The following is a 21,200-nucleotide window of genomic DNA, read 5'->3' as shown; positions in this document are numbered from 1 at the left end:
CTTTGGCCACTGACGGACTCATGACTTCAAAGATAGATTCGTATGTAACTCGGTAGGTTCATTGATCGACAAGGGTAAAATATAAGTCTGCTGTCCTGCATCGGAGACGGTAAGGGTATACTGCCCTGCTGCGAGACCGCTTCTATTTTGATCCGATGAACCATCGCTCCAGTGAAACTGAAGTGGTGGACTACCCCCCGTGGTCAAAATGGTGACCGCGCCTAATGAGTCGCCATGGCATTGGTTGTGGGTAGGAACCTGATAAACATTCAAGATCGGTGCACCGGGCACTATAGTGACAGTAGTTTCGGCCTTGCAGCCAAGAGCATCGGTAACGGTAACTGAATAAGACCCCGGACTCATGCCGTTCAAAATGGAGATCGTTGCCCCGGTATTCCATAGATACTGATAAGGGGAATAACCGTTGATGGCCGATGCGATCGCCGCACCGTCGTTTGCTCCAACTACACTTTCTGCTATTCCGTTACCAACGACACCCAATGGGAGTGTATTGAATACGGTGAAAACCTCAGAGTTAAACGATCCTTCGGAGTCCGTGACGGTAACCGTGTACGTACCCGGACTCATTTGAATGTCGTTGCCCGTTGATCCATCCGACCACGAGTACGCGAAGGGCGGTACACCGTAGGTCACTTGTACATTGATCAGCTGATCGGCCGTGCCGTACTGCGGATTGGGTTGGACACTTACGGAAAGGATTCCGGGAAGCACGTTGTATGATTCGATATGTTCACATCCGACTTGATCCGTAACGGTAACCGTATAGTTCCCATTTGAAAGGTTCGACAAGGTCGTGCCCAAATTACCGGTCGACCATTCGTAGGTGTAGGGTGGTACTCCGCCCGATGCGGAAACCGAAACGGCACCGTTGTCGTACCCGGAGATCGATTCATTCTGAATCTGTTCGGCAAGGGTAATCTCGGGCGGGGAGGTCATGGTCAACGACTTTATCGTGAATCTCCCTGTACTGTCCGATACGGTGACTGAATAGTTGCCTGCTGCAAGTTGAACTGCGGAACCGGAGCTACCGTTACTCCAGAGGTATTGATAGGGAGGGGTTCCGATCGTAACCGTTATCGATGCCGATCCCTGTTGGCCAAAGCACGACGGGTGGGTTAAAGCAATATTTGCCTGTAGGCCTCCAATAAGTACGTAAGTACCACCCCTCGCCGGACACCCGTTTTGATCGATGACCGATAAACTGTATACACTGGGTCCCAGATTCGTATAGTCGAGACTCGGTGGCATGGGAGCAGTTGCAAAAACTGAATCCACGGTGTTCCCTTGACTGTCCTCCAGGACTAAAATATACGACCCGGTGCCAAAAGGTATGACTAAGCTCAGCGCGCCATCCTGACTCGTTGCCGAAGAAGGGTGCGTTATGGTTTCATCGATTTGACCACAGGGATCGGATTCATCGGCTACGAAGAAATTGTCTTTAATAACACCACCGCCCCGGTCCGTTACGGTTAAAAAATAGTCTCCACTGATCAAATTCGTCGCCGACAAATTATTCGATGAGGCACTTCCCGACGCACTCAGTGGACCATTGGGCCCTTCCCAAATGACCTGGTACGGGGGTAAGCCATTCTGCAAGGTCATGTGAATTTCACCGTCAGTTCCCTTGGCGCAGGTGGTGTTCGGCACGACGCTCACGCTGAGTTGGAAACCGGATTGTGCCCATCCTGCCGAAGGCAGAAAAAACAAAAACAGCCAAATGAGTATTTGCGCCTTGCGGCGCGATGGGGGAGTCCGATGCATAGGATAAATTCAAGGAAACCGAACGACAATATCGGATTTTCACTTAATTCAGTTCATCTTTCGCCACATTAAATCTTCGTAACTTTTGGGCTCATTTAGCGAAGGTGTCCTATGAGCGATCCGATCAAACACGAATGTGGCATTGCGATGCTGCGACTCCGTAAACCACTCGAATACTACGTCGAGAAATGCGGTACGGCTTTTTACGGCCTCAACAAGATGTATCTGCTCATGGAGAAGCAGCACAACCGTGGGCAAGACGGTGCCGGTTTGGCGAACGTGAAGCTCGATGTGCCGCCGGGCAAGCGGTATATATCGCGCCGCCGATCGATCAAGAGCCGGCCCATTCAGGACATCTTCAAAAAAATCAATGCGCGTTTTATTCAGGCTTTTTCGGAAAACCCGGAACGCACCAAGGACGTGCAGTGGCTCAAGGAGAACTTGCCCTTTAGCGGAGAGCTGTTTTTGGCGCACTTGCGTTACGGCACCTACGGAAAAAACAGCATTGAGGCTTGTCACCCTTTCCTTCGTCAGAACAACTGGATGACCCGTAACCTCATTTTGGCCGGAAACTTCAATATGACCAATGTCGACGAGTTGTTCAACGAACTCGTGGCCTTGGGTCAGCACCCGAAGAAGAAGGCCGATACGGTGACCATTCTGGAGAAGATCGGACACTTTATCGACGAGCAAAACGACGAGCTTTACTACAAGTTCAAGAAGGAACTCGGAGTAACCAAGCAGGAGGCGACCAAGCTGATCGCCGAGCATATGGACCTGCAGGATATCTTGAAGAAATCGTCGAAGAAATGGGACGGCGGTTATGCCATGGCCGGACTCGTTGGTCACGGCGATGCGTTCGTGCTGCGCGACCCGGCCGGAATACGCCCTACCTATTGGTACGCTGACGACGAGATTGTGGTGGCGGCCAGCGAACGCCCCGTGATCATGACGGCGTTCAACGTTCCTTTCGAGAGCGTCCAGGAACTGGACCCGGGCTGTGCTTTGATCGTGAAGAAGAATGGATCGTACGACGTAAAGCGCATCAAGGATGCGGTAGAGCGAAAAGCATGCTCGTTCGAGCGCATTTATTTTAGCCGCGGTAGCGATGCCGAGATCTACCGCGAGCGCATTGAATTGGGCCGACGCGTTTGTGCGCCGGTTCTCGAAACCATTAATGAAGACCTCGATAACAGCGTTTTCAGTTTTATTCCAAATACCGCCGAAACCGCCTTTTATGGTATGGTAAAGGGGATGGAGGATTTTCTGAAAAACGAGAAAAAACAGACCCTTCGGGAGCGTGGGAATCAAATGAGCGACGAGGAGATCGACGCGCTGATCGATAAGCGTCCGCGCGTTGAAAAGATCGCGATCAAAGACGCGAAACTGCGCACCTTTATTACCGAGGACGATGCGCGGGACGACCTTGTTGCCCACGTATACGATGTGATGTACGGAACGGTGAAGCCCGACGACAACCTGGTCATATTGGACGATTCCATCGTGCGGGGGACCACACTAAAGAAAAGTATTCTGCGTATTCTGGATCGCTTGCATCCGAAGCGCATAGTAGTCGTGAGCTCAGCCCCTCAGATCCGCTACCCCGATTGCTACGGAATCGATATGGCGAGGCTCGGTGACTTTGTGGCCTTTAGGGCCGCGATCGAGCTGCTGAAAGACACGGGTCGCGAGGGCCTGGTGCAAGAAGTTTACGAGCAGTGCAAGGCGCAAACCGCACTGCCCGATAGCGAAGTCGTAAACTACGTAAAGCGCATTTACGAGCCCTTTACGGCGGAGGAGATCTCAGACAAGATCGGCGAACTTTTGCGTCCGGCCGAGATCAACGCCGAGGTCGAGATCATCTATCAAGGAATAGACGATCTCCATGCCGCTTGCCCCAAGAATCTGGGCGATTGGTACTTCACCGGCGACTACCCAACTCCGGGCGGAAATCGCGTCGTGAACCGCGCCTTCATCAATTTTGTAGAGGGAAACAACAAACGCGCCTACTAAGTCATGCCCGCCAAGTGCATGGGCATCGGCGGTGTTAGTCAGGCAGGGAAGTCAGCCCTGGCGGGCCGATTGGCAACTGCGTGTTCCGATAGAACCGTTACCGTCCTCGCTCTCGACGATTTCTGCTTACCCGAAAGCGAATTACCTCTTTGGACCGATAATGAGGGTCGAGAATTCCCCGACTGGGAGCATCCCTCAAGTGTTGACGTATCGCGGCTGACCCCGGCCATCGATGCAGCTATGAAGTTGAGCGACCTGGTGATCGCAGAGGGTATTCTGCTCTTTCATCACAGGGAGATCAATAAACGTTTCGATCAACGCATCTTGCTCGAAGTAGATGAGGCGACCTATTTTGATCGACGACGAAACGATCTGCGCCGGGGTACTCCAAGCGAAGCTTACCTAAAACATGTATGGGATGCCTATTGGGAAAATAAAAAGGGGTTGGACCTCGAAGACGTATATGTCTTTCGCTCGTCCAACCCTGCAGATGAAGCCTTCGAATTCTTAGTTCGCTGAGGCCTCTTCTTTTTCTTTCACTTCAGGTGACTCTTCCTGAGCGGGCATTTCTTCCTTGGGCTCAGTTTTTACGATCGTCATCTCTTCAATGATGTTCGTTGCACCTCCGTATTTCTCGATGATGAACAAGATATAGCGTGCATCAACGGCGATCGTACGCTGAATCTCGTCTTCGAAAGCGATATCACCGCTCATGGCCTCCCAGTTTCCATCAAAGGCACATCCAATGAGTTCACCTTTTCCGTTGATCACCGGCGAACCTGAATTACCACCTGTAATGTCGTTATTGGTGATGAAACAAACTACCAGTTCGCCATCTTCATTGACCCAACGCCCGTAGTCTTTGGCCTTGTATAGCTCATTCAATTTTTCCGGTACGTAGAACTCGTCATCACTGTCGTCCTCTTTTTCCATCACACCTTGCAAGGTGGTGTAGTAGCTGTAGTGAACGGCATCGCGTGCGCTGTAATCACCAACCGTACCAAAGGTCATTCGCATGGTGAAGTTTGCGTCCGGATAATAGCTCTTATTCGGGTTCATTTCGCGTAGTCCGGCAATGAACTTACGAGCACCTTCCGACTTCTTAACACCTGCAGCGCGGCGAACCGGTGAGATGTTTTGAATGTAGTCGTTCAGGATACCATCCATCAGCTGAAATACGGGATCCTTTGCGAAAACTTTGGCCTTTGGATTCTCGAGGAATTCGTTGAAGCGATCGGCATCCGTGAACACGGATTTTTCATAGGCCTTCTCCGCCATTTTGTCGAAGTCGCTCTCGTACTTCTCGATCATTTCTTAACCAACCGGCGCCTGTTGATCGGCCGGTACGTTCATAGCGTACATCTGTATCATAGCCGCGAAGATGTCGCGGTCGATGTCCGTATTCTTGCTTTCAAAGGGCTCGGCTGCCATTGGCGCCAAACCAGCTTTGAGCTGCTCGATCTTCTCGGTGTTCTCTTCGAGTACGGCACTCTGAAGTGAGCGTGTACGATAAGCGAACAGGAAGCTCGCCGGCCCCTGGAAAATAGCTTCGTTGAGGTATTCGTTTGCCAAGGCCGTCTTCGTGTAATCAACGTATGCTTCTTCAATCAGATTCAAAGCTCCGCCGTATTGATCCTGACGGGTTGTGTACAAATTGACCCAAGACTCGAAATCGTCCTCGATCTTCTTCTTTTTGTCGTATACATTGTTCTTTTTCAACTGCTCGGTCTGACCGATATAGTACTTCCGGTAATTCGCTGTTTGAGCGTAGGTCGAAGCATATTGAATACGGTTTGCATCGTCAGCATCCATGTATTCTTTCATGATCTCCAATTTCTTGGCGCGTATGTCTACGATGGCTTGGTTCTTAACATCAAGAGCCTCGCGGATTCCGAAGCTCGTCAGGTAACGATCAGTGCTTCCAGGATAGCCGAAGATCATGGCGAAATCTCCATTTTCGACTCCGTCGATAGAGATCGGCAAGTGGTGTTTCGGAGTGTAAGTAACATTCTCCTCACTGTAGTCCGCCGGTTTGTTATCGGCATGTGAGTAAACGCGGAACATGCTGAAGTCACCGGTGTGGCGAGGCCACATCCAGTTGTCGGTGTCGCCACCGTATTTTCCTACTGACTCGGGTGGAGCTCCTACCAAACGGATATCAGTGAATACTTCATAAGTAAATTGGTAAAACTCATTCCCTTCGAAAAAGTCTTTGATCTCCACCTTGTATTCGTTGCCCTCAGAAGCTGCGTCGATCAGCTCTTTGATCTTGGCTCCGACCGCAGAGCTGCACTCTTGCTCCGACATGGTGTCCGAAACGGCGCTCAATACCTGGTCAGTAACATCGTCCATGCGCACCAGGAAAGTAGCCGTAAGCCCCGGGACCGGCAATTCCTGATCTTTCGCCAAAGCCCAGAATCCGTTGGTCAAAATGTCGTTCTCAACGGTTGAGTGGGATCGAATGGCATCGTATCCACAGTGGTGGTTGGTCAAGATCAACCCTTGGTCCGATACGATCTCTCCGGTACAAAACCCGCCGAAGTTCACGACCGCGTCTTTCAAGCTCGAGTGGTTTGCGCTGTACAATTCATCGGCCGTCAATTGCAGTCCGAGCTTTTGCATATCGCGCTCATTAAGTCGCTTGATCAACAGCGGCACCACATTCCCTCGTTGGCCAAACCGGCCATTGGGAAAGCAAAAATTGCCGCCAAAGCGGCGAGAATCATCCTTTTCATATAAATCAGCTATTTGTGTAATTTCTAATTCGGCCGCTAAGGGTAGCGATTTACGCCCGTTTTTTGAATACCGGAACGGTAGAACACGGCTCTCCAAACATGATGCTTTTAGCTACGGGCTGCACTTTTTGAACAAAGGCCGCGAAGGCGTCCATCGGCACCGGTTTATCTCCGCACCCCTTCAAAATGATTCGCTGATCCCTGAATTCCTCCACGTCCAGATCGTCAATAATCTCCTGGTACAAAACGCTCTCAAGGTGATCGAGACTTCCCACCACTACTTTTTTGGCGTGCGGAGCCAAAGACGAAGCCATGAGCATGTAGGCCCAAGTCGGTACAATCGCGTCCTCTGTGCAGTCGACCGCCACGTATGCATCGGCGTATTGGCTAAAATCGTGCTCGGCGATCGCGGCGCGGTAATCCTTTTCCCGCAACATGATGCCCTCGTAAAGCCAGTCTTTGAGGTCTATGAATATGCGCCTCTCGGCGCGATAATAATCTTCGAGGTTTACCGGAAACAGTGCGCTATTGGCAACTTTATTGACAATTTCGTCGGCCATATTAGAGGAATCCGAGTTCTAATTTCGCCTCTTCGCTCATCATGTCCTTATCCCAAGTGGGCTCAAAGGTGATCTCAACTTTGCCGGTCATGACTTCTTTGAGGGTCTTGACCTTTTCTTCAACCTCCAACGGCAAGCTTTCTGCCACGGGGCAATTTGGTGAGGTAAGGGTCATGAGTATATGAACATCGCCTTCATCCGACACCTGGACGTCGTAAATGAGACCGAGCTCGTATATGTTCACTGGGATCTCGGGATCGTAGATCGTGCAAAGCACGCGTACGACATCTTCACCCAGTTTTTGTTGTTGTTCTTCGTTCAACAGCATATCAATCGTTTTTGCTTTGATACGCCAATGCGTAGAACTTCATTTGCTTCACCATGGCGAGCAGTCCATTGGCGCGGGTGGGCGACAAGTGCTCCTTTAAGCCAATTTCGTCGATGAAGTGAAGATCTGCATTCACGATATCTTCAGGCTTTTCGTTGGACAGCACGCGTATCAAAAGGGAGATGATCCCTTTGGTTATGATAGCGTCGCTATCAGCAGTAAATGTGACCTTCCCGCCGTTTGAGGCGGCATTCAACCACACCTGGCTTTGACAGCCCTTTATGACCTGGTCCGGGGTCTTGTATCTTTCGTCGATGAGGGGTACCGACTTTCCCAGGTCGATGAGGTAGTCGTATTTCTGCATCCAGTCTTCGAACATGGAAAACTCGTCGACGATCTCTATCTGTTTTTCCTCGATGCTCATCAGGCAAACATGGTTTTAACTCTTTTCAATCCTTCGATCAATCTATCGATCTCCTCTTCGGTATTGTAAAAGGCAAAACTCGCACGCACCGTACCCGGAATCTCGAAGCGGTCCATAACGGGTTGGGTGCAATGGTGTCCGGTTCGAACAGCTACTCCGAGTTTATCGAGAACCATTCCGGTATCGTAGGGGTGAATACCTTCCAGGAGAAAGGAGATCACACTGGCTTTGTTACGCGCTTCACCATAGATCTTGAGGCCTTCGATCTGCTTCAGCTTTTCGGTTGCGTAGTGCAGCAAGGCTTGCTCGCGCTCCTGAATCACATCCCAGCCGATCCCATTCAAGTAATCGAGCGCATGCCCAAAGACTACTACTTCTGAGATATTCGGAGTTCCTGCTTCGAACTTGTAAGGTAGGTCGGCCCATGTGCTGTGATCCAAGAAAACCTCTTTGATCATTTCCCCTCCACCTTGATATGGAGGCATTTTTTCGAGCCATTCCTCTCGTCCGTAAAGGACTCCCAATCCGGTGGGTCCGCACATCTTGTGGGCCGAAAAGGTGTAGAAATCGGCACCGATATCTTGCATGTCGATGGGCATGTGCGGGGCACTTTGAGCTCCATCGATCAACACCGCGGTACCCACTTCGTGTGCTGCTTCTACGATCTCTTTGACCGGATTCACGGTGCCAAGCGAATTGCTGATGTGGTTGATGGCAACAAGCGCTGTATTCTTGTTGAGAAGTTTGCGAAAGGTGTCCATGTCGAGCTCGCCTTGATCGGTGATCGGAATCACTTTGAGCTGAGCTCCACGCTGAGCGCAGATCAGTTGCCATGGCACAATATTACTGTGGTGCTCCATGTTCGAAATGATCACCTCTTCACCTTCCCCGATGAAGTTTTGACCAAAGCTCGAGGCAACCAGATTGATTCCGTCCGTGGTTCCCTTAGTAAAGATCACCTCGTGAATGTGCTCTGCATTGATGTGCTTCTGAACTTTTTTTCGAGTCTCTTCGAACGCATCCGTTGCGCGCTGGCTTAGGTAGTGTACACCGCGGTGGATATTGCTGTTGATGTGCGTGTAGTAATTCGATATTGCATCAATGACCACCTGCGGCTTTTGAGAAGTCGCGGCATTGTCGAAATAGGCCAGAGGCTTATCGTATACCACTTCAGACAAAATGGGGAAGTCCGATCGAATCTTAGCTATGTCCAAGGTATCCGTGCTCATAGTTCGAAATCGATATCCACATTCAATTTTTTGGCGATGATCTTGTTCAATCGTTTACGGAGTGCTTCAATGCGTACGATCTCCATGGCATCGTGCTTGAAGGCGTAAAGCAAGGTCGCTTTGGCTTCGCGATCGCCAATTCCCCGACTCTTCATATAGAACAGAGCTTCTTCATCGAGCTGACCGACGGTGCAACCGTGGCTGCATTTAACGTCATCGGCATAGATCTCGAGTTGAGGTTTACTGTCGATGGTAGCCGTATCGGTCAAAAGCACGTTGTCGTTTTGCTGAAAGGCGTTCGTCTTTTGAGCGTCGGGTTGTACCACGACCGAGCCGTTAAATACTCCATGACTTTTGTCGTCAAAGATTCCCTTGTACAACTCGTTCGATTGACAATTTGGGACTGCATGATCAACGACGGTGTGGTGATCGACGTGTTGACGGTCGTTCAAAAGGGAGATACCATTCAAATTCGCTTCGGCGTATTCGCCCTTGAAGGTGAAGCGCAGGTTGTTTCGAATGAACTGACCTCCCGTCGAGAAAGTGCCAATGGAAACGTTACTTCGAGCTTCTTGCTCAACGGTCGTAGTATCGATCAATGAAGCGGTTTCTACATCGTTCTGGATCTTGTACAGCGACAATCGCGCATCTTCCTTGGCAGATATCTCCGTCACCGAGTTCGTGAAGGTGGAGTTTTCATCACCTAAACTTTGATGGCGCTCGATCAGCTGAACTTCGGCGTTCTTACCAACCACGATAAGGTTACGCGGTTGAACCAGAAAATCGCGTTCGCGCTTGGTACTGAAATAAACGATCTGGATCGGCTTATCGACAGTTACTCCATCGGGTATTTCGATCAAAGCACCTTCGTAGGCGAACGATGTGTTCATGGCCAAAATGCCATCGTTTTCATCCGATGCGATCTTCGTAAAATAGTTCTTGACCACATCGCTGTTCCTTTCCAGAGCGTCACACAAACAGCCAAGGTGAAAATCCTTGGTTGGAATATTGGACATCCAAGAGCTGAACATGCCGTCGACGAAAACGATTCGGTACGAGTCGATCTCGTGGACCAGGTATTGTTTTACATCGCGATACTCAAGAGCTTCATCCGAATTCGGAGTAAAAGAGTAGTCGCGTTTGGTGATGGGTATGAGTGAAGTGTATTTCCACTCCTCATTCTTTTGAGTTGGAAACCCCAGTTTTTCGAATCGATCAAAAGCTTCCGAGCGGATCTTGTGTACGGGCGTTTTGGAATGCCCGTTCAAGCTCGCTTCAAAGGCCATGAACGAATGAATTATATCTTCTTTCAGAGCCATTGTTATACCGTTTGAGCGATTTCTTGTTTGATCCAATCGTAACCTTTCTCCTCGAGTTCAAGAGCCAATGATTTGTCTCCTGACTTTACGATGCGACCGTCGAGCATCACGTGCACCACGTCAGGAACGATGTAGTTCAACAGGCGTTGATAGTGCGTGATCACTATGACCGCATTATCTTTGATCTTGAGTTTGTTTACTCCGTTCGCCACGATCTTCAGCGCGTCGATATCGAGCCCGGAATCCGTTTCATCCAGGATCGCCAATCTCGGTTCTAACATGGCCATTTGGAAGATCTCATTACGCTTTTTTTCTCCACCGGAAAACCCTTCGTTCAAAGATCGATTGAGGAATTTTCGATCCATTTCGAGGAGTTCCATGTTCTCGCGCATCATTTGGAGCATTTCCTTCGCTGGCATCGGATCTAGTCCTTTGGCTTTGCGCGTTTCATTGATGGCGGTCTTGATGAAGTTCGTCACCGAAACCCCGGGAATCTCCACCGGGTATTGAAACGACAGGAACACGCCTAGGTGTGCGCGGTCTTCTGGCTCCATATCGAGGAGGTCCTCTTTCAGGAAGCTGATGCTTCCACTGTCGACCTCGTACTCTTCACGTCCGGCGATCACCGAGGAAAGAGTTGATTTTCCACTTCCGTTAGGACCCATGATGGCATGTACTTCGCCCGGGTGTACTTCGAGGTTGATCCCCTTCAATATTTCTTTGCCTTCGACAGAGGCTTTGAGATTGTCTATTTTGAGCATGATATCTTGTTCGCTTGTTGCTTTGATGATTAACCTACACTTCCTTCTAAGCTGATCTCGAGAAGTTTTTGCGCCTCTATGGCAAACTCCATAGGCAGCTTGTTCAAAACTTCTTTTACGTAGCCATTCACGATCAACGCAATGGCCTCTTCTTCTCCGAGTCCTCTCTGCTTACAATAGAAAATTTGTTCTTCTCCGATCTTAGAGGTCGTTGCCTCGTGCTCTATTTGAGCCGAATCGTTCTTTACTTCGATGTACGGGAAAGTATGGGCACCACATTTATCTCCCATGAGGAGTGAGTCACATTGTGAGAAGTTTCTCGCGTTCTTGGCGTTCTTCATAATCTTCACCAGACCTCGATAACTTCCGTCTGAATGACCGGCAGAAATACCTTTCGCAATAATGGTGCTCTTGGTGTTCTTGCCAATATGGATCATCTTGGTTCCGGTATCGGCTTGTTGGCGATTACTGGTTACGGCCACAGAATAAAATTCTCCGACCGAATTATCGCCTTTCAAGATGCACGATGGATACTTCCAAGTAACGGCCGAGCCGGTCTCAACTTGAGTCCAGCTGATCTTGGCGTTCTCGTGACAAATACCACGTTTCGTAACGAAATTATATACACCGCCTTTTCCGTCCTTATCACCCGGATACCAGTTTTGGACCGTTGAGTATTTGATCTCGGCATTGTCCAAGGCCACGAGTTCAACAACGGCGGCATGAAGCTGGTTCTCGTCGCGCTGTGGAGCCGTACATCCCTCGAGGTAGCTCACGTAACTGCTGTCTTCAGCAACTACAAGGGTACGCTCGAACTGACCCGTACCGGCGGCGTTGATCCTGAAATAAGTACTCAACTCCATTGGGCATCGAACCCCTCTCGGGATATAGCAAAATGACCCGTCCGAGAATACGGCTGAATTTAACGCTGCAAAAAAGTTGTCTGTTGGAGGCACTACCGTTCCGAGGTACTTACGAACCAAGTCCGGATGTTTTTGAATAGCCTCACCCATAGAGCAGAAGATGATCCCCAGCTCACCGAGTTTCTCTTTAAAACTGGTGGCCACCGACGAAGAGTCTACTACCACATCTACGGCTACTCCCGTCAGGCGCTTTTGCTCATCAAGTGAGATACCGAGGCGCTCAAAGGTCTTGAGCAATTCCGGGTCGACTTCTTCAAGGCTATCCGGGCCTTTTTTCTTCTTAGGGGAAGAGTAGTAGGTAATGCCCTGGTAGTCCGGCTTTGCGTACTTGACCTTTTGCCAATTGGGCTCCTTCATTTTGGACCACTTTCGGAAGGCGTTCAAACGCCATTCGAGCATCCATTCGGGCTCCTCCTTCTTGGCAGAGATCATACGGATAACATCTTCGTTGAGCCCCGGCGGAATCGCGTCGTTCTCAATGTCCGTGTAAAAGCCGTATTTGTACTCAGAGGTAGTTACTTCCTCTAATACTTTATTCTCGTCACTCATAATGAGTAGTAATCAAATTTAAACCGCGAAGCTCTCGCCACATCCACAGGTGCGCGACGCATTCGGGTTGTTAAAGAAAAATCCTTTTCCGTTTAGTCCTCCACTGTATTCGAGTGTGGTTCCCACGAGGTATAAAAAGCTCTTTTTCTCCACCACGATCTTAATGCCTTTGTCCTCAAACATCTTGTCTGTTTCGCTCATGTTCCTGTCGATCTTGAGCTCATAAGACAAGCCGGAGCAACCACCACTTGTAACACCAACGCGCAAGTAGCTGTTTTCCACTGTACTGCCTTCTTCGGCCATCAGTTGAATCAGCTTATCCTTCGCCGTGTCTGAAACTTGTATCATGGTTATTTATAATTAATCTAAATACAGCGCAAAAGTACGAATTACACTGCAAACGCTATTCGGCGATCAATGTTTAAATGGCTAATTTTGCCCCATGAGCATACTCGAGGACAAAAACCCCCAACGCACACCGTTATCCGAATTAGGGGAGTTCGGACTCATCGATCATTTGACGCAAAATTTTTCGCTTGCAAACCCATCTTCCATTGTAGGTATTGGGGACGATGCTGCCGTCCTTTCGGACGGAAATGAGCGTGTGAAGGTCGTTACGACCGATATGTTGGTGGAGGGTGTTCATTTCGATCTGTCGTATGCACCTTTGAAACACTTGGGATATAAGTCCATGATCGTGAACTTCAGCGACGTATACGCCATGAATGCCGTACCTGAGCAGGTAACCGTTTCAATCGCCGTATCGAACCGCTTCCCGGCAGAAGCTTTGGAAGAGTTCTACGATGGAATTCACCTTGCATGCAAGATGTACGGCGTTGACCTTGTTGGCGGAGATACCACCTCGAGCACGAGTGGGCTCATTATTTCGGCAACGGCAATAGGTTCTGCTACAAAAGGCGAGATAATATTGCGCTCGACGGCCAAGGCAGGAGACCTCGTTGTGGTGTCGGGAGACCTCGGTGGCGCATACATGGGACTTCAAATTCTGGAGCGCGAAAAAGCAGTGTACCGCGATAATCCCGACATGCAACCCGACCTCCAGGGTAATGAATACGTGCTCGAACGCCAGTTGAAGCCGGAGGCCCGAAAAGATATTCCCGAGTTGCTCAAACAGCTCGAAGTAAGGCCAACGGCGATGATCGATGTCTCTGACGGCCTTTCCAGCGAGGCACTTCATTTGGCACGGAAGAGCGGCTTGGGGGTTCGGTTGTACGAAGACAAATTCCCTATCGATCCCAATGTGCTTCGATTGTGCGACGAATTCCAATTGGATCCGACCGTTCCAGTGCTAAACGGCGGAGAGGATTACGAGCTCTTGTTCACCATTCCTCAAGACGATTTCGAAAAGATCAAAGGCAACCCCGATCTGACGGTGGTAGGTCACATGACCGAGGAAGAATCGTATTACCTGATTAGCAAAGACAGTAAGGCTCATCCACTGAATGCACAAGGTTGGAATGCATTGCTAAAAAAAGAAGTTGAATAAATACGCTAACCGTGAACTTTCCGTTTACGTATTAGTTACTAAATGCGAATGTCACCGGACTACGACATTCCATAGGTTTAAGTTTTGAAAATCCCCCTTGTCTCCCAGGAGGGATTTTCTGTTTTATGCCGTTCGGTCCAGGAACTGTTGCAGGGCATTCACAGCGGCAGGTGAATCTTCTAAATGACTCATGTGGCCTACCTGCGGTAGGATGTCAGCCATCACCTCGGGGTGTAGTCCGAGGAACTGTATCTCGCGACGTGCATCTACAGCAGGGTCTAAGCCCCCTACGACCGCATGTGCCCGAGGTGCAGAGGTGAACACGGTACGTCTATCTGGACGATCCCTCATTCCTCGCAAGGCCGCTGCAATGCCATTGGGGTCGGTCTGAATGGCCCATTGAGTTGCCAATTCGATCTCGTCGTTTTTGGCATCGCGAAGCGGTGCGGCGAAGAAATTTCGCACCGCTTCTTTCACGAACATCACTCGACCCGTATCCAGGGCCTGGGTCGCCCTGTCGCGATGCGCCTTCTTCTCCTCGCTGTCGGGATATGCGGTGCTGTGATACAACATCAATGCATTAATGCGCTCCGGATAACGCTCGGCGTACGCCAAGGCAGTGTACCCTCCCATAGAGTGTCCAATTACCCGAACGGGCCCTTGAATACCCCCATCGGCCAGTGCCAGTTCAATACATTCGGCCATGAAATCCATGCTGTGCACCGGGCCAAAAGAGCTGGTTCGGCCATGTCCGGGCAAGTCAATAAAGAGGTGTTTCCCATCGGGCCGCAGGCCCCCATCCCAAATAGGCTGCCACATATTGCTGTTCTCCAGAAAACCGTGCACCCAGACCGTGGTGCCCGCGCCGCCGAAATCGTTCAGGGCATAGGCGACTTCGCCGTCGGCCAACGGAAAGCCGCGCCAATTATTTGGAAAATCGGACATCGTTTAGCTGTTCATATAATCTTCGATCTCATCGACCTCCTTAGGAGCACCCTCGGTGAAGTTGATTAGTCCTTCCTCGGCAATGAGTACATCGTCCTCGATGCGGATACCGATGCCCTCTTCGAGGATGTAGATACCGGGCTCACAAGTGAAGCAGTTGCCGGCTTCCATCTTTTTATCCCAAGGACCATAATCGTGCACGTCGAGACCTAAGTAATGGCTGGTGCCGTGCATGAAATATTTTTTATAGGCCGGCCATTTTGGGTCTTGGTTCTTGATGTCGGTCTTGTCGATGAGCCCCAACCCGAGCAATTCAGACTCCATCAATTTGCCTACTTCTTTGTGGTATTCGTGAAGTTGGTTTCCCGGACGCAACAGGGCCATCGATTCTTTCATGACGCGGAGAACAGCGTTATACACATCCTTTTGGCGTTGGGTAAAGCGACCGTTGACCGGAATGGTTCGGGTGATGTCGCTTTTGTAATTAGCCAGCTCGCAGCCGCAATCGAGCAGCAACAAATCACCGTCCCTACACTCTTTATTGTTTTCGATGTAGTGAAGCACACAGGCATTTGCGCCACTGGCGATAATGGGGTCGTATCCGAATCCGCGAGAGCGTTTGCTCACGTATTCGTGCAGGAACTCCGCTTCGATCTCGTATTCCATGACGCCGGGCTTCACGAATTTCATGACACGTTTAAAAGCGCTCACGTCGAGTTCGCAAGTTGCACGCATGAGGGGAATTTCCTCCTCTTGTTTGATGGCGCGGATCTGATGCATGATCGGATTTGCGCGATCGTAACGGTGAAGTGGATATTGCTCCTGGATCTTTTTGCGGAATCGCTCGTCGCGGGTCTCCACTTCATTGCCTTGGCGGAGGTGTTCGTTCGAGTTGAGGTAAGCGACTGTAGCCTCGGACACGATGGTCTTCATGATGGTATCGAACTGCGACAACCACTGAACATTTTTGATACCGCTGATTTCAGTAGCTCGGTCCTTGGTCAGCTTTTCTCCCTCCCAGATAGCGATGTGCTCGTTGGTTTCTTTCACGAACAAAATTTCGCGATGCTCTTCGTGGTAGGCATCGGGGAAAAGTACGAGTATGGTGTCTTCTTGATCTGCTCCGCTCAGGTAAAAGAGGTCGCTGTGCTGTACGAACGATCGGGTTCCGTCGGCATTGGTCGGGTAAATATCGTTCGAATTGAAGATGGCGACCGCATTGGGTTTAATCTGAGCCGTAAAGCGTTTTCTGTTCTTTACGAAAAGTGAAGAGGGGATGGGATCGTATTTCATCGAAATGTATTTGGGACAAAGCTACAAAGCTGATCGGCAAAAAACGAAAGGGGGGCTACTTGGGTTTAGAAGGGTTCCATATTGTGCGTTTGAACACATTTTACGTAGGCGATGTTTTGTATGTCGAACGGCTACAGCGTACATTTGCGTGCAATGTGCTAAAAACCAACTCTAATGAGTAACTCTGGATTTCTTGGATCTTCGTTAGTTAAAAAGTACTTGATGGCCGCTACCGGATTGTTCCTGTGCATATTTCTCATCGGTCACCTGGCCGGAAACCTACAACTGTTTGTGCCGGGATACGAAGGCAAGTTGGCCTTCAATGAATACGCGGTGTTCATGACGACTAATCCGGCCGTGAAATTGCTTTCATACCTCACGTACTTCTCGATCTTGTTCCACGCCGTGGACGGAATCATGCTGGCTCGTCAAAACAAAGCGGCTCGCCCCGAAGGCTACGTGATGGAAAAGGCATCGAAAAACAGCGGATGGAGTAGCCGGAATATGGCCTTGCTTGGAGTGATCACCTTGGCATACATCATCTTCCACATGGCCGATTTCTGGTACGGGTACAAGTTCGGCGATATGCCGTATATGATGAACGAGGCCGGAACGGCGGTTTTGACCAAGGACGGAGCGGCGATCGAAGCGGGTATGGTTCGCGATGGACATGTGTTCGATATGGCCGGTGTCGATAAAGGGCCCGTAATGAAGGACCTGCACGAAGAAGTCGTTGAGGCATTTCAAATCTGGTGGATGGTCTTGATATACGTGATCGGTATGATCGCTATAGCATTCCACCTATGGCACGGAGTACAAAGTGCCTTCCAGTCGATAGGGGTCAATCACGAGCACTACACGCCGATGATCAAAAAGATTGGAGTGGCCTTTGCCGTGATCGTGCCGGTGCTGTTCGGCCTCATTCCCGTGTACCTCTATTTTGTTTAATCCGAAGAATCCGACGATATGAATTTCGACGCAAAAATACCTATAGGTCCACTCGCGGAGAAGTGGACCAATCATAAGAACAATATTCGTCTCGTAAACCCGGCGAACAAGCGATTGATCGATGTTATCGTGATCGGAACCGGATTGGCCGGAGGTTCTGCTTCGGCATCATTGGCCGAAATGGGCTATAATGTAAAGGCGTTCTGTTTCCAAGATTCACCCAGGCGAGCGCACTCGATCGCCGCGCAAGGTGGAATCAATGCCGCGAAGAATTATCAGAACGACGGGGATTCAGTTTACCGTTTGTTCTACGATACCATTAAAGGTGGTGACTACCGCTCTCGCGAGGCCAACGTTTATCGCCTAGCTGAGGTGTCGGCGAACATCATTGACCAGTGCGTGGCGCAAGGAGTTCCCTTCGCACGTGAGTATGGTGGATTACTGGATAACCGGTCCTTTGGTGGGGTACAGGTAAGTCGGACCTTTTACGCTAAAGGGCAGACCGGACAGCAGCTGTTACTGGGTGCCTATAGTGCCATGAGTCGCCAGATCGCAAAGGGTAAGATCGAAATGTACAACCGACACGAAATGCTCGATGTAGTGATCGTGGACGGAAAAGCTCGTGGGATCATTGCCCGTAACTTGGTCACCGGAGAGATCGAACGACACTCGGCGCACGCCGTGGTGTTGGCCTCAGGGGGTTACGGAAACGTATTCTTCCTGAGCACGAACGCCATGGGATCGAACGTGACTGCGGCATGGAAAGCCCACAAGAAGGGCGCTGCGTTTGCAAATCCGTGCTACACGCAAATTCACCCGACATGTATTCCAGTTTCCGGAGAATCACAGTCGAAACTAACCTTGATGTCGGAGTCGTTGCGTAACGACGGACGAATTTGGGTTCCGGCCGAAAAAGAAGACGCTATCGCCGTTCGCGAAGGCCGCTTGAAGCCGACCGATATTCCCGAAGAAAAAAGAGATTACTATTTGGAGCGTCGCTACCCGAGCTTCGGTAACCTCGTTCCCCGCGATGTGGCTTCGCGTGCAGCGAAGGAGCGTTGCGATGCGGGATTTGGAGTTAACCAAATCGGGGAGGCTGTTTTCCTCGACTTCAGTGCGGCGATCAAGCGATATGGAGCAACGGAAGCCAACGTACGCGGACATCATAATCCGACCGAAGAAGAGATCGTGAAACTCGGTAAGGAAGTAGTAGCCGCCAAGTACGGTAACCTGTTCCAGATGTACGAAATGATCACGAATGACAATCCGTACGAAACACCCATGAAGATTTATCCGGCAGTGCACTACACCATGGGTGGAATTTGGTGCGACTACAACCTCATGACCACGGTGCCCGGGTTGTACGCAACCGGAGAAGCCAACTTCTCGGATCACGGAGCAAACCGCTTGGGTGCATCGGCTTTAATGCAGGGCTTGGCCGATGGATACTTCGTATTGCCTTATACCATTGGTGACTATTTGGCCGATGACATTAGAGCCGGTGCGATTCCAACGGATTCACCCGAGTTCGACGAGGCCGAGAAAAGCGTTCGCGATCAGATCGATCGCCTCGTCAACAATAACGGAACCAAGACCGTTGATCATTTCCACAAGCGTCTCGGTAAGATCATGTGTAACGACTGCGGAATGGCACGTAATAAAGAAGGTTTGGAGAAAGCGATCAAGGAGATCCAGGCCTTGCGCGAAGAATTCTACGCAGAGGTTCGCGTACCGGGATCGGCCGATGATTTGAATCTCGAACTAGAGAAGGCGATGCGCGTAGCCGACTTCATGGAACTCGGCGAATTGATGTGTCACGATGCTTTGAATAGGGAAGAATCGGCGGGTGGTCACTTCCGCGAGGAATACCAAACCGAGGAAGGCGAGGCCCTTCGTCGCGATGATGAGTTTGCGTATGTAGCAGCATGGGAATTCACTGGAAACCCAAGTGAACCGAAGTTGCACAAAGAAGAGCTCAAATTCGAGAACGTTGAATTGAAGACCCGTAGTTACAAATAAGAATTGCCAAAAATCCAGCATATGAATCTCACACTAAAAGTTTGGCGACAAAAAGGGCCTAACGATAAAGGTCGAATGGAAGAGTACAAGGTGAGCGATATTTCACAGGATATGTCCTTTTTGGAAATGATGGACGTGCTCAATGAGCAGCTCGTGGAATCGGGTGATGAGCCCGTTGCCTTCGATCACGATTGTCGTGAAGGAATTTGTGGCTCTTGCTCCATGTTCATTAATGGAGAGGCACACGGACCAGGTCGTTTAATTACGACTTGTCAGTTGCACATGCGCTCATTCAAAGATGGTGATACCATATATATAGAGCCATGGAGATCGAAAGCGTTCCCGGTGATCAAAGATTTGGTGACCGATCGCTCTGCCTTTGACCGCATTATTCAAGCGGGTGGATTCGTATCTGTTAATACGAGTGGAAACACCTTGGATGCAAATGCCATTCCTGTACCGAAAGAGGATGCGGACAAGGCTTTTGATGCAGCGACTTGTATCGGATGCGGTGCTTGTGTGGCAACGTGTAAAAATGGTTCGGCGATGCTGTTTACCAGTGCCAAAGTATCGCAGCTTGCTTTGCTGCCACAGGGTAAGGTCGAAGCTTCTGAGCGTGTTTTGAACATGGTGAAACAAATGGACCTCGAAGGGTTTGGTAACTGTACCAACACGGGGGCATGTGAGATCGAGTGTCCTAAGGGAATCAGCCTAGAGAACATTGCGCGAATGAACCGCGAGTACTTGAAAGCCAGTTTGGCCGATTAAGTTATTCCGGTTTTAGAACTGCTGTGAATCGAGGTCCACGTTACCTCCTGTAAGTATAAGCCCGACACGTTTGTCTTTAAATGTGTCGGGTTCTTTTATGACCACTGCCAAGGGAACGGCACAGCTAGGTTCAATGATGATCTTCATGCGTTCCCAGATAAGCCGCATGGCCACGCTGATCTCCAGATCGGTCACCAGTATGATTCGGTTCAGTAATGGGTGCAACACTTCGAAAGTGTGTTTTCCGAGCGAAGTTCGGAGTCCGTCCGCAATGGTATTCGCCTCTGAAAGCGGGATGATCTTTCCGGCCTTTAAACTTCTATAAGCGTCGTCGGCCCCAATGGGCTCCCCACCGATGACCGCCGTGTCGGGTGACCAATAGTGGGCACTGAGGCAGCATCCGGCCGCGAGGCCGCCACCCCCAATAGGAGGAACGATATAGTGAAGATCGGGAACGTCGTCGATGAGCTCTTTGGCGCAAGTGGCTTGGCCGGTTATGGTGCGCGGATCGTCGTAGGGGTGCATGAAGTATGCCCCCGTACGCTCCTGAACCTCGGCGAGGTGCGATTCGCGGTCTGCGAGGGTAGGAGGGCATTCGATGACCTCGGCTCCATAGCCCTTTACTGCGCGTTTTTTGACTTCGGGTGAATTGGACGGCATCACGATGTAGGCTGGAACACCGTATTGTTTGGCGGCCCAGGCAACGGCCTGACCGTGATTCCCGGAACTGTGGGTGCAGAGTCCGGCCGCGCGCTCCTTTTCGCTCAAGGTAGAGGCGAAGTACGATGCGCCACGTGCTTTGAAAGCTCCGACCTTTTGGAAGTTCTCGCATTTGAAGAAGAGCTGGGCGCCGGTGATTTCGTTGAGCGCCGTGCTGGTGAGAACGGGGGTTCTGTGGATCAGAGGGGCGACGGTGGCGTGGGCGTTCGTAATGTTCGACTTGGGGATCATGGGGTTGGATGGTTGGGGAATGAAAGGGGAGTGTTCACTAAAGTGTGTCATTGGTTAAAAATCTATCTTCAAAATATTCACATAAATCCCTGCGGACAATAGACCAACCGAATATGGTTCCATTCCACCTTGTTTGAGCATTTATT

General features: G+C 50.3%; 20 protein-coding genes. 6 read left to right on the top strand and 14 right to left on the bottom strand.

Annotated elements, in window-relative coordinates:
- Positions 1–18 precede the first annotated feature (18 nt).
- Positions 19–1,782 (bottom strand): SprB repeat-containing protein, encoded by a 1,764-nt coding sequence (locus J4F31_06425; GenBank protein ID MCE2496193.1) that lies wholly within the window; start codon positions 1,780–1,782, stop codon positions 19–21.
- 111 nt (positions 1,783–1,893) lie between these two features.
- Between J4F31_06425 and J4F31_06420 the strand changes: the two genes are divergently transcribed.
- Together J4F31_06420 and J4F31_06415 are read left to right on the top strand one after the other, a co-directional pair.
- A complete protein-coding gene (locus J4F31_06420; GenBank protein ID MCE2496192.1) occupies positions 1,894–3,795 on the top strand; it encodes a class II glutamine amidotransferase in 1,902 nt (633 codons plus the stop codon).
- A 3-nt stretch (positions 3,796–3,798) separates the two neighbouring features.
- Positions 3,799–4,314, top strand: coding sequence for a hypothetical protein (locus J4F31_06415; protein ID MCE2496191.1), 516 nt, complete (start codon positions 3,799–3,801; stop codon positions 4,312–4,314).
- Here J4F31_06415 and J4F31_06410 read toward each other — a convergent pair.
- The 10 genes from J4F31_06410 to J4F31_06365 all read right to left on the bottom strand — a co-directional run bounded on the left by J4F31_06410 (position 4,303) and on the right by J4F31_06365 (position 12,971).
- Entirely contained in the window at positions 4,303–5,106 is an 804-nt protein-coding gene (locus tag J4F31_06410; protein ID MCE2496190.1) for a S46 family peptidase, read from the bottom strand. The two genes, J4F31_06415 and J4F31_06410, sit on opposite strands and share 12 nt — an antisense overlap.
- A gap of 3 nt (positions 5,107–5,109) precedes the next feature.
- Positions 5,110–6,444 carry a S46 family peptidase gene (locus J4F31_06405; protein MCE2496189.1) on the bottom strand — a complete coding sequence of 445 codons (1,335 nt, stop codon included), beginning with the start codon at positions 6,442–6,444 and terminating at the stop codon, positions 5,110–5,112.
- Between the two features lie 136 nt (positions 6,445–6,580).
- Positions 6,581–7,090, bottom strand: a complete 510-nt coding sequence (locus J4F31_06400; GenBank protein MCE2496188.1) for a DUF2480 family protein — start codon at positions 7,088–7,090, stop codon at positions 6,581–6,583.
- 1 nt (position 7,091) lies between these two features.
- Positions 7,092–7,418 carry a DUF59 domain-containing protein gene (locus tag J4F31_06395; protein MCE2496187.1) on the bottom strand — a complete coding sequence of 109 codons (327 nt, stop codon included), beginning with the start codon at positions 7,416–7,418 and terminating at the stop codon, positions 7,092–7,094.
- A 1-nt stretch (position 7,419) separates the two neighbouring features.
- Entirely contained in the window at positions 7,420–7,842 is a 423-nt protein-coding gene (locus J4F31_06390; GenBank protein ID MCE2496186.1) for a SufE family protein, read from the bottom strand.
- Positions 7,842–9,056, bottom strand: coding sequence for a cysteine desulfurase (locus tag J4F31_06385; protein MCE2496185.1), 1,215 nt, complete (start codon positions 9,054–9,056; stop codon positions 7,842–7,844). The genes J4F31_06390 and J4F31_06385 overlap by 1 nt, the downstream gene beginning before the upstream one ends.
- 11 nt (positions 9,057–9,067) lie before the next feature.
- Positions 9,068–10,390 (bottom strand): Fe-S cluster assembly protein SufD, encoded by a 1,323-nt coding sequence (gene sufD / locus J4F31_06380; protein ID MCE2496184.1) that lies wholly within the window; start codon positions 10,388–10,390, stop codon positions 9,068–9,070.
- A 2-nt stretch (positions 10,391–10,392) separates the two neighbouring features.
- A complete protein-coding gene (gene sufC, locus J4F31_06375; GenBank protein MCE2496183.1) occupies positions 10,393–11,151 on the bottom strand; it encodes a Fe-S cluster assembly ATPase SufC in 759 nt (252 codons plus the stop codon).
- A 29-nt stretch (positions 11,152–11,180) separates the two neighbouring features.
- The gene (gene sufB, locus J4F31_06370; protein MCE2496182.1) at positions 11,181–12,626 is read right to left on the bottom strand and encodes a Fe-S cluster assembly protein SufB; all 1,446 of its coding nucleotides are present in this window, start codon (positions 12,624–12,626) and stop codon (positions 11,181–11,183) included.
- 15 nt (positions 12,627–12,641) lie between these two features.
- Positions 12,642–12,971 (bottom strand): iron-sulfur cluster assembly accessory protein, encoded by a 330-nt coding sequence (locus J4F31_06365; GenBank protein ID MCE2496181.1) that lies wholly within the window; start codon positions 12,969–12,971, stop codon positions 12,642–12,644.
- A gap of 100 nt (positions 12,972–13,071) precedes the next feature.
- On the opposite strand from J4F31_06365, the gene thiL reads away from it, so the two are divergent.
- Positions 13,072–14,130: a thiamine-phosphate kinase gene (gene thiL / locus J4F31_06360; GenBank protein MCE2496180.1), complete on the top strand. Its 1,059-nt coding sequence runs from the start codon at positions 13,072–13,074 to the stop codon at positions 14,128–14,130.
- 123 nt (positions 14,131–14,253) lie between these two features.
- Here the strand turns inward: thiL and J4F31_06355 are convergent, their stop codons facing one another.
- Together J4F31_06355 and J4F31_06350 are read right to left on the bottom strand one after the other, a co-directional pair.
- Entirely contained in the window at positions 14,254–15,075 is an 822-nt protein-coding gene (locus J4F31_06355; GenBank protein ID MCE2496179.1) for an alpha/beta fold hydrolase, read from the bottom strand.
- 3 nt (positions 15,076–15,078) lie between these two features.
- Entirely contained in the window at positions 15,079–16,368 is a 1,290-nt protein-coding gene (locus J4F31_06350; GenBank protein MCE2496178.1) for an aminopeptidase P N-terminal domain-containing protein, read from the bottom strand.
- A gap of 174 nt (positions 16,369–16,542) precedes the next feature.
- Here J4F31_06350 and J4F31_06345 point away from each other — a divergent pair, with 174 nt between their 5' ends.
- The 3 genes from J4F31_06345 to J4F31_06335 are packed head-to-tail and all read left to right on the top strand — an operon-like array spanning position 16,543 to position 20,103.
- On the top strand, positions 16,543–17,316 hold the full coding sequence (locus J4F31_06345) for a succinate dehydrogenase cytochrome b subunit (protein MCE2496177.1): 774 nt from the start codon (positions 16,543–16,545) through the stop codon (positions 17,314–17,316).
- An 18-nt stretch (positions 17,317–17,334) separates the two neighbouring features.
- A complete protein-coding gene (locus J4F31_06340; protein MCE2496176.1) occupies positions 17,335–19,335 on the top strand; it encodes a fumarate reductase/succinate dehydrogenase flavoprotein subunit in 2,001 nt (666 codons plus the stop codon).
- A gap of 21 nt (positions 19,336–19,356) precedes the next feature.
- Positions 19,357–20,103, top strand: a complete 747-nt coding sequence (locus J4F31_06335) for a succinate dehydrogenase/fumarate reductase iron-sulfur subunit (GenBank protein MCE2496175.1) — start codon at positions 19,357–19,359, stop codon at positions 20,101–20,103.
- Between the two features lie 12 nt (positions 20,104–20,115).
- Here the strand turns inward: J4F31_06335 and J4F31_06330 are convergent, their stop codons facing one another.
- Positions 20,116–21,054 (bottom strand): threonine/serine dehydratase, encoded by a 939-nt coding sequence (locus J4F31_06330; GenBank protein MCE2496174.1) that lies wholly within the window; start codon positions 21,052–21,054, stop codon positions 20,116–20,118.
- Positions 21,055–21,200: the final 146 nt, after the last annotated feature.

The organism is Flavobacteriales bacterium, from assembly GCA_021296215.1.
Taxonomy (GTDB): Bacteria; Bacteroidota; Bacteroidia; order Flavobacteriales; family ECT2AJA-044; genus ECT2AJA-044.
This window is presented reverse-complemented; position numbering and strand designations above follow the sequence as displayed.

Coding starts and splice junctions, on each gene's coding strand:
- J4F31_06425 (MCE2496193.1), bottom strand. CDS start 1,782: ATGCATCGGACTCCCCCATCGCGCCGCAAGGCGCAAATACTCATTTGG.
- J4F31_06420 (MCE2496192.1), top strand. CDS start 1,894: ATGAGCGATCCGATCAAACACGAATGTGGCATTGCGATGCTGCGACTC.
- J4F31_06415 (MCE2496191.1), top strand. CDS start 3,799: ATGCCCGCCAAGTGCATGGGCATCGGCGGTGTTAGTCAGGCAGGGAAG.
- J4F31_06410 (MCE2496190.1), bottom strand. CDS start 5,106: ATGATCGAGAAGTACGAGAGCGACTTCGACAAAATGGCGGAGAAGGCC.
- J4F31_06400 (MCE2496188.1), bottom strand. CDS start 7,090: ATGGCCGACGAAATTGTCAATAAAGTTGCCAATAGCGCACTGTTTCCG.
- J4F31_06395 (MCE2496187.1), bottom strand. CDS start 7,418: ATGCTGTTGAACGAAGAACAACAACAAAAACTGGGTGAAGATGTCGTA.
- J4F31_06390 (MCE2496186.1), bottom strand. CDS start 7,842: ATGAGCATCGAGGAAAAACAGATAGAGATCGTCGACGAGTTTTCCATG.
- sufD (MCE2496184.1), bottom strand. CDS start 10,390: ATGGCTCTGAAAGAAGATATAATTCATTCGTTCATGGCCTTTGAAGCG.
- sufC (MCE2496183.1), bottom strand. CDS start 11,151: ATGCTCAAAATAGACAATCTCAAAGCCTCTGTCGAAGGCAAAGAAATA.
- J4F31_06365 (MCE2496181.1), bottom strand. CDS start 12,971: ATGATACAAGTTTCAGACACGGCGAAGGATAAGCTGATTCAACTGATG.
- J4F31_06355 (MCE2496179.1), bottom strand. CDS start 15,075: ATGTCCGATTTTCCAAATAATTGGCGCGGCTTTCCGTTGGCCGACGGC.
- J4F31_06350 (MCE2496178.1), bottom strand. CDS start 16,368: ATGAAATACGATCCCATCCCCTCTTCACTTTTCGTAAAGAACAGAAAA.
- J4F31_06345 (MCE2496177.1), top strand. CDS start 16,543: ATGAGTAACTCTGGATTTCTTGGATCTTCGTTAGTTAAAAAGTACTTG.
- J4F31_06340 (MCE2496176.1), top strand. CDS start 17,335: ATGAATTTCGACGCAAAAATACCTATAGGTCCACTCGCGGAGAAGTGG.
- J4F31_06335 (MCE2496175.1), top strand. CDS start 19,357: ATGAATCTCACACTAAAAGTTTGGCGACAAAAAGGGCCTAACGATAAA.
- J4F31_06330 (MCE2496174.1), bottom strand. CDS start 21,054: ATGATCCCCAAGTCGAACATTACGAACGCCCACGCCACCGTCGCCCCT.